Annotated in this window: 6 protein-coding genes; all 6 read right to left on the bottom strand. The window is 64.1% G+C overall.

What is annotated here, in order from left to right; all coding sequences use genetic code 11:
• Positions 1-11: 11 nt before the first annotated feature.
• Positions 12-998 carry a GNAT family N-acetyltransferase gene (locus tag L1F06_RS15220; RefSeq protein WP_129482169.1) on the bottom strand — a complete coding sequence of 329 codons (987 nt, stop codon included), beginning with the start codon at positions 996-998 and terminating at the stop codon, positions 12-14.
• Entirely contained in the window at positions 995-1,981 is a 987-nt protein-coding gene (locus tag L1F06_RS15225) for a TauD/TfdA family dioxygenase (protein WP_129482168.1), read from the bottom strand. Before L1F06_RS15225 ends, L1F06_RS15220 begins: the two co-directional genes overlap by 4 nt.
• Before the next feature lie 25 nt (positions 1,982-2,006).
• Entirely contained in the window at positions 2,007-2,207 is a 201-nt protein-coding gene (locus L1F06_RS15230; protein ID WP_003247048.1) for an MbtH family protein, read from the bottom strand.
• Positions 2,208-2,295: 88 nt separating this feature from the next.
• Positions 2,296-3,207, bottom strand: coding sequence for an iron-siderophore ABC transporter substrate-binding protein (locus L1F06_RS15235; RefSeq protein ID WP_129482167.1), 912 nt, complete (start codon positions 3,205-3,207; stop codon positions 2,296-2,298).
• 10 nt (positions 3,208-3,217) lie between these two features.
• A complete protein-coding gene (gene fhuB, locus L1F06_RS15240; protein WP_129482166.1) occupies positions 3,218-5,254 on the bottom strand; it encodes a Fe(3+)-hydroxamate ABC transporter permease FhuB in 2,037 nt (678 codons plus the stop codon).
• A 70-nt stretch (positions 5,255-5,324) separates the two neighbouring features.
• Positions 5,325-7,436 (bottom strand): TonB-dependent siderophore receptor, encoded by a 2,112-nt coding sequence (locus tag L1F06_RS15245; protein WP_129482288.1) that lies wholly within the window; start codon positions 7,434-7,436, stop codon positions 5,325-5,327.
• Positions 7,437-7,764: the final 328 nt, after the last annotated feature.

Here is a 7,764-nt window from a genome sequence, read left to right on the forward strand (position 1 = left end):
TCCCGATGCGTTCAACACAGTACCCCGCTATCAAAAAATCGCTCGCGACCGATGGCCATCAGCGCCGCGCGCTTGTGAGGGAAATCGAACTCCTTTTCCCGGTAGTAACCCAGCGTTTGCATATAGCCGATCATCTTCGCGTTGTCGGCGCGCGGTTCGGCTACCACCAGGCGGGTGCGCGGATCGTCGAGAAAGGCGTAATGGGTCAGCGCCGCCAGCCAGCTGGCCACCTTGTGCGGCCCGCGATGCGCCTGCTCACCCACCAGCATGTGAATGCCGCGATCATAGTCGTCGGCGACATAGAAAGGCGCGATGCGGTCTTCCTTGGCCCAGTAGAGCTCGAAGTAGGCGAAGGGCTGATCGTCGAAGCAGCCGATCAGACTGCAGACATGCGGATCGGCAGCGATGGTCTCGAGATAGCTGCGGTGCTGGACCAGATCGCCACCCTCATGCCAGAAATGCAGAACGCGCGGCGTGTTCTGCCAGCGATTGAAGCGCTCCAGGTCCTGTTCGATGTCCAGCGTACGCAGGGATATCCAGGCGCCCAGGCGCGCATCGAAGCGCCGGTAGACCTCGCCCTGGGGCTTGGCGCGGCGCCGCGGATGACGCTTGCCGTCGCTCATCACCATCCGCTGCGGATAAGGCGGCAGTGCCTGACGCAGCCAGGGCTGCGGCAACTGCCAGAACAGGCTGCGCTCGACCTGCGCGCTGGTCGTGCCGGCATCGTCGCGCAGCCAGTCACCACAAGCCTGCAGCGCCTGCTGATCCAGCCCCTGCCAGACCAGACGTGGCGCCTGCGGATAAGCGGCGAGCCACCAGTAGCTGGCGCACCACAGCGCATCGGCCAGATCGGCCGTGGCCACTTCCTGCACCTGCACGGCGTTGGTTTCACAAATGCGCAGCTGTATCAGCGGCCGACCGTCGCAGGACAGCCAGATCGCAGAGTCGCGAGACTCGCCTTGCAGCACGCGCCCGTCAGGCAGCGGCAATGCATTCATTGGAAGCCCTCCTGGCCGTAGGCCTCGGCCATCGCCACCACCACCTTGCGCGGCCCCTTGAAGGGATCGCGGGCATGGGCCGTGAGCATGTTGTCGAGCATCAGAATATCGCCGTCGCGCCAGGGGAAGCGAATGGTGCAGGCGTCCAGCACGCCACGCACCTCATCCAGCAGACTCGCCTCGATGGGCGTACCGTCGCCGAAGTAGACATTACGCGGCAGCCCCTCAAGACCGACCGCATCGATCAGCACCTCCTGGGTATCGGCATCCAGGGCCGACAGATGGAACAGGTGCGCCTGGTTGAACCAGACCCAGTCACCGGTACGCGGATGCTGGGCGACGCCCTGGCAAAGCTGGCGCGTACGCAGCTCGTCATCGCCGAGCCATTCGAAGTCGATACGTCGCGCGCGGCAGTATTGCTCGACCAGCTGGCGATCCTCGGTGTTGAACACCTGCTGCCAGGGCAGATCCAGACCATTGCCGTAATTGCGCACGTAAAGCAGGCCGCGCTCGGCGAAGCGCTGGCGGATGGCCGGATCGATACGCCGGAACACCTCACGGCTGTCCGCAATCGGTGTCTCGCCGCCCTGCTCGGCCGCCTGGGCGCAATAGAACCAGATGCGCAGCGGCCATTCGGTGGTGTAGGCCTGCTCGTTATGCAGCGGAATCGGGCGATGGGCGGGAAATTCGGTGGAGGTATACACCCCGCCTGCACTGACCCGGCTACGCGGCGTGGAGCCGAACTCGTAACTCAGCAGCGGATGGCCGAAGGACGCGGCAAACTGCTGGAAGCTGGCCACATCGATATCGGCGAAACCGCTGAACAGCAGACCACCACTGACTTCGAGATGCTCGGCCACCAGTTGCTGCAAAGTCGGCAGATGTTCGTGCAAGCCCTGCCCGACCTGCAACGGGCTGACGCGCATGGGCAGGCCGGCTTCGATGCTCAGGGCGGCCTGCGCCAGATCGGTCACTTGATTCATCGTCGCGCTCCCCGCAGGTCGCTGTTCACGCCATGGCCTGGCGCAGGCTCAGCGGGCGCATGTCGGTCCAGACTTCTTCGATGTGGGCCAGGCAGGTGGCCTTGTCGCCGGACACGCCCACGGCCGACCAACCTTCGGGAATGGCCTTGTATTCGGGCCAGATGGAATACTGCTGCTCATGATTGATCACGACCAGAAAGCGCGCGTTCTCGTTGTCGAAGCTCATGCGATGACCTCTGTGAAAGTGACTTGCCCCTGGCCAGTAGTGATAGCCGCCAGGCTCCTCTTAAAGGACGAATGGCTAAGAACAAAATTCAACGATTCATCGCCTCGATCGCCTCGCGCACCTGGGTCGCGATAGCAGCCGTCGAACGTGGGCCACCAAAGGTCCAGTACGGCGTGGGAAGAAAGGCGTAACGCTGCTGCTGGGCGACTGGCAGCGCCTTCCACAGGGGGCTGGCAAAGAACGGCGCCCGCTCCTGCCCACCGATGAACAGCACGCGCAGTCCCGGCTCGCTGGCGAAGCTGCGCATATCGATGCGCCGGTGCAGGCTGTGGGCGGAGCGCAGCGTCCAGGGCGAGCGTACCCCCAGGCGATTCATCAGGCTGCCGATCAGCGTCTGCTGGTTGAGGGCGATGAAACTGCCCTGCTGCACCAGCGGATAGAGCACGGCAACCGGCTCGCCCTGCAGATCTCGCTCACGCACGGATTGACGTGCGGCAGCCAGCGCCTGCTGGCCTTCGCGGATGACGGCAGCAGCCTGCGCCTGGCGCCCGGTCAGACGCCCGAGATGCGCCAGCATGGCCTCGCCGATGGCCACGCCGTCATAGCCTGCCGATGCCAGCGACACCTGATAGATGAGGGTCGGTGCCAGGCCATCGAGACGTTCGAACAACGGCAGGTGCAGGTAGGCCACACCCACGATCAGGTCCGGCTCGAGCCGGGCGATGGCCTCCAGATTGGGCTGCTGCGCGCTGCCCAATGCGACACTGCGCTCGAGCAGGTCGTTGCCGATACCGATGTAACGGCGATAGCTGGCCAGGTTGGCCACGCCGACCGGCTCGATCCCCAGCGACACCAGCAGCTCGGTACTCAGCTCATCGAGGCTGACGATCCGCTGCGGCGCCTCTCCAGCGCCGGCCGACTGCCGGGCCACCAGTTGTGCATCGGTCGCCCAGGCGCCCTGCGCCAGACAGACCAGCAGCAGGCAACAGACAAGACGCATCGCCACCGCACTAGCTCCTTTTGTCACTGAAATAGACGCGGCTGAGCAGCAGCAGGAACAACGGTGCACCGATGGCGGCCATGGCGATTCCCAGCGGGATGTCCAGCGGCGCCAGCAGCACGCGCCCGAGCAAATCAGCCGAAGCCAGCAGGGTCGCGCCCAGCAGCGGCGCAGCCAGCAAACGTTGACGGGCACGATGAAAGCCCAGCAAGCGCACGCCATGTGGCACCAGCAAACCGATGAACGCCACCGGGCCGACCACCGCCACGGCCGCTGCAATCAATGCACTGGCCAGCACGATCAGCAACACCCGCCGGCTCGGCACCGACAGCCCGAGGCTGCCGGCCACGCCGTCGCCCAGCTGCAGCAGATCCATCCAGCGCGTGGTCGCCGCGCACAGCGCCAGGCCGATCACCAGCCAGGGCAGCATGGCCTGCAGATCGCTCCAGGTACGCCCGTAGCTGCTGCCCACCATCCAGATCAGCGCCTGGGCGATATTGCTGGTGAACTGCGCCATCAGCAGGCTCACCACGGCCAGTACCACGCCGCTGATGGCAAAGCCGGTGAGCGTCACGCGCAGCGGCTCCAGGCCATGACGCAGGTTGAGGCCGATGACGATCACCAGCGCCAGGCCGGCGCCCAGCCAGGCCAGCGGGAAGCGCCAGGCAACGGCCAGCTCGGGCATGAAGATCAGTGCGAGCAGCACCACCAGTGCCGCCATCTGGCTAACCCCGAGAATTTCCGGACCGGCCAGCGGGTTGCGCGTGACCGCCTGCAACAGCATGCCCGCGGTCGCCAGCAGCGCCCCGGCGGCCATGTCCACCAGCAGCCGCGGCAGGCGCAGATCGAGCAGCGTCATGGCCATGGGCTCGCCGCTCCACACTCGCTGCCAGAACGACCAGACGCCCGATTCGCCCTGCGCCGTGCCCGCTACCAGCAGCGCCAGGCAGATCAGCACCGCGAGCGCGACGAACGACCACAGCGGCAGGCGCATGGCCCGGTTCTCGCCCGGCATGCTCGCCGTGACCGCCGCCACCGGCGCGCGGCGCCCGTAACGCAGCAGCAAGAGGATCGCCAGCGAACCGAGAACCGCCGACAGCACCCCCAGCGGCAACTGGAACCAGGGCTCCACCGCCGCCACCAGCGCGTCGGCGAGTACCGTCAGCAATGCACCCCAGATCGCGCACAAGGGAATCAACCGAGACGGTCGCACCACGGCGAAGGCAAAGCGCAGCAGATTCGGCGTGATCAGCCCGATAAAGCCCAAGGGGCCAGCCAGATGAATAGCCAGCGCCGCCAGCAGGCTACCCAGAGCGATGCTCAGCCCTTTCAGCCAGGCCGGCGAAAGCCCCAGCGAGCGCATCTGCCCGTCGCCCAGCACGACCAGGTTCATCGGCCGCATCAGCACCAGCAGAGCGAGGGCAATCAGCGGCAACAGGTAAAGGGCCGGATGCATCGCGCCCCAGCCCAACTGCTGCAGCGAACCGGTATTCCACAGCGACACCACCATCGCAGCCTGGTCGTTGAGGCTGAGAAACAGCGCGATCAGCGCGGCAAAGGTCTGCGCCACCGCCACCCCGGCCAGGGTCAGGCGTAGCGGCGAGGTGTTCCAGCCGCCTGCCATCAGAAAGGTGAACAAGGCCGCCAGCAGCCCGCCGACGAAGACCAGCGGCAATCCCAGGACGCCAGGCAGAAGCATGCCGAGGATCACACCCAGTTGCGCCCCGGCGGTGATGCCGAGCAGATCCGGCGACACCAGCGGGTTGCGCGTGATCAGCTGCATGATCGCTCCGGAAACGCCCAGGCAGGCGCCCACCAGCACTCCGGCAAAGGCGCGTGGCAGCTGGGTCCACCACAGCAGCAGGCCGTCGAGCGACGGCTGCGACGACAGCGGCGCCAACCAGGCCTCGGCCGTTGGCCAGGGATGGCGCAACACGCCCTGCCACAGCAGCATGGCCAGCAGCAGCGCGAGCCCCAGCAGCGCCAGGCCAGCATGACCGAAACCACGGGCAGCGGCAGACTGCCCGGGGCGACTCAAACTCGTCATCCGTTGTCCTTACCTATGCAAAAAGGCGAAGGGTTGCCCCCTCGCCTTGGTTTGCCCACTCGGTTGCCACTTACCAGCGCAGCGACACGGTACCGAGGAAGGTGCGCTCATCGCCCCAGTAACAGCGCCCGGCGTTGTTGCAGCCTGCCACGTACTCCTGATCGAAGAGGTTCTTGGCGTTGAGGTCGACCGACCAGTTCTCGTCGATGTCGTAGCCGATGGCGGCATCGACCAGGGTCACGTCGCCGGTGTCCAGCTTGCCGTAGAGACTTTCGGCGGTGTAGGCGAAGGTGCTGTCGAAGTGGCGCACGCCGCCGCCCAGACGCAGACCGCGCAGCGCACCATCGAGGAAGCGGTAGTTGGCCCAGATCGAGGCCTGGTTGCGTGGCACGCCGGTCATCTGGTTGCCCTCGAGCCGCGAGCCCGGCGCATCCTTGGTAATACGTGCATCGGTATAGGTATAAGCCGCGGTGACATTCAGGTTGGCACTGATATCGCTGTTGATCTCCAACTCGACACCTTTGGAGCGGCTTTCGCCGACCTGGCGGTAGTCATTGATGCCCGCCTCGAAATAGACGTCATTTTCCTTACGCAGATCGAATACGGCAGCGGTGAACATGGTGTTCCAGCCCTTGGGCTCGTACTTCAGACCCACCTCGTACTGCTCGGCGGTGATCGGATCCAGAGGACCGCTGGCGCTGGTGGTCTGCTGCACCGGAACGAAAGAGGTGGAGTAGCTGACGTAGGGCGACAGACCATTCTCGAACTGATACATCACACCGGTCTGCCAGGTGAAGTCGCGGTCGGTGTAGTCCAGGTCGGAGGCTGCGTTGCTGACCGGGCTGGTCGCGTCGAATTTGTTGCGGTACTGGCTATCGACCCTGTCGAAACGACCGCCAAGCAGGAAGATCCAGTTCTCGTACTTGCTCTGCAACTGGCTGTAGAGGCCGGTCATCTGCTGATCGAGCTGCGAGTTCTGGATGGTGAACGGCGTGGTCGGCTCGCTGGTCCAGACCGGATTGAATACGTTGATCGACGGGCCGAACCCTGCACTCCAGTCCTGGTTGAAGGAAGTACGGTCGAAACTGGCGCCGACCAGCAGCGTGTGCTGCAGGGCACCGGTGTCGAACTTGCCTTCGAGTTGGTTATCCAGCGAATAGGTGATGGACTTGTTGTGTCGATCGTACGCCTGGGTACTGACGTTGGTGCCGAAGCCCGCGTTGTTCAGTGCCCCCGGCCAGATCTCGTTACGCTGGATGCGCGACTGCATGTAGCGCGAGTTCTGGCGGAACTGCCAGTCGTCGTTGAAGCGATGGGTGAACTCGTAACCCAGAGTCCAGACTTCACGCTCGAAGGTGTTCCAGTCCTTGTTACCGAGAAAGGTGTCCTTGTCGATCTTGCCATTGGGATTCTTCAGCAGCGTGCCCGCTGCCGGCAAGCCCAACTCAAGCTTGGTGCGATCCTTCTGGTAGGTCGACAGCAGCGTCAGGCTGTTGAAATCGTCGAAATTCAGCGTCAGCGACGGGGCGATATAGATGCGGTTGTCCTGCACGTGATCGACCTGGGTATCGGCCTCGCGGCCCACCATCACCACGCGCCCCAGCACATTGCCGCTGTCATTCAACGGCCCGGAGACATCCAGATTGAGCTGGCGACGGTCGTTGGAGCCATAGCTGAGCTGCACTTCGCCCTGCGGGGCGGCGGTCGGGCGTTTGCTGACCAGGTTGACCAGGCCGCCCGGCGCGTTCTCCCCATAGAGAATCGAGGTCGGCCCACGGAACACCTCTACCCGCTCCAGGCCATAGGGCTCGCTGGTGGTGTCGTAGCGGTTGCCCTGCACGCGCAAACCGTCGCGCAGCAGGCCGTAGCCATAGTCGGTGGCGTTGAAACCGCGGATGAAGAACAGGTCACCTGCCAGACCATCACCGGCAGCGAAGGGTGGCGCGAAGATACCCGGCACGTAGCCCAACACATCGGTGAGGCTCTGCGATTTCTGGTCTTCGATGCGTTTGCGGGTCACCACCGACACCGAACGAGGCGTCTCCGACAGCGGCGTGCTGGTCTTGCTGGCGGTCAGGCTTTTCTCGGCCTTGTAGCCGTAATCCGGGCCTTGCGGGCGGTCCAGCTCGCCGGTGACCGTCTGTGACGGCAGCGTCACCTGATCCTCTTGCGCCTGAACCATCCCGTGGCATGTGGCAGCAATCACCACGGCCAGGCACTTCAGTTGAAAACGTCCAGCACCCTGCACTGCTTTCGACATCATCTTCTCCCCCGATACCGCCAGCCAATCCGCTGGCCTGTCAAAAAACGCTGGCTAGCCTAACTAATATCAATGCAAAACTAAATAGTAATTTTTATCATTTAGATGGCAATTTGATACGACCTCGCCATTACCCGTTAAAGGGGTCCGCTCTGCTGTGGAACGATTAGGCAGCCGCTGAAATGGCCGGCATTCCTGGCGGCGGGAAGCCAGTCCGCATCGACTTGGCTCCCCTGACGGAGGATGATTC

Source organism: Pseudomonas hydrolytica (genome assembly GCF_021495345.1).
Lineage (GTDB): Bacteria > Pseudomonadota > Gammaproteobacteria > Pseudomonadales > Pseudomonadaceae > Aquipseudomonas > Aquipseudomonas hydrolytica.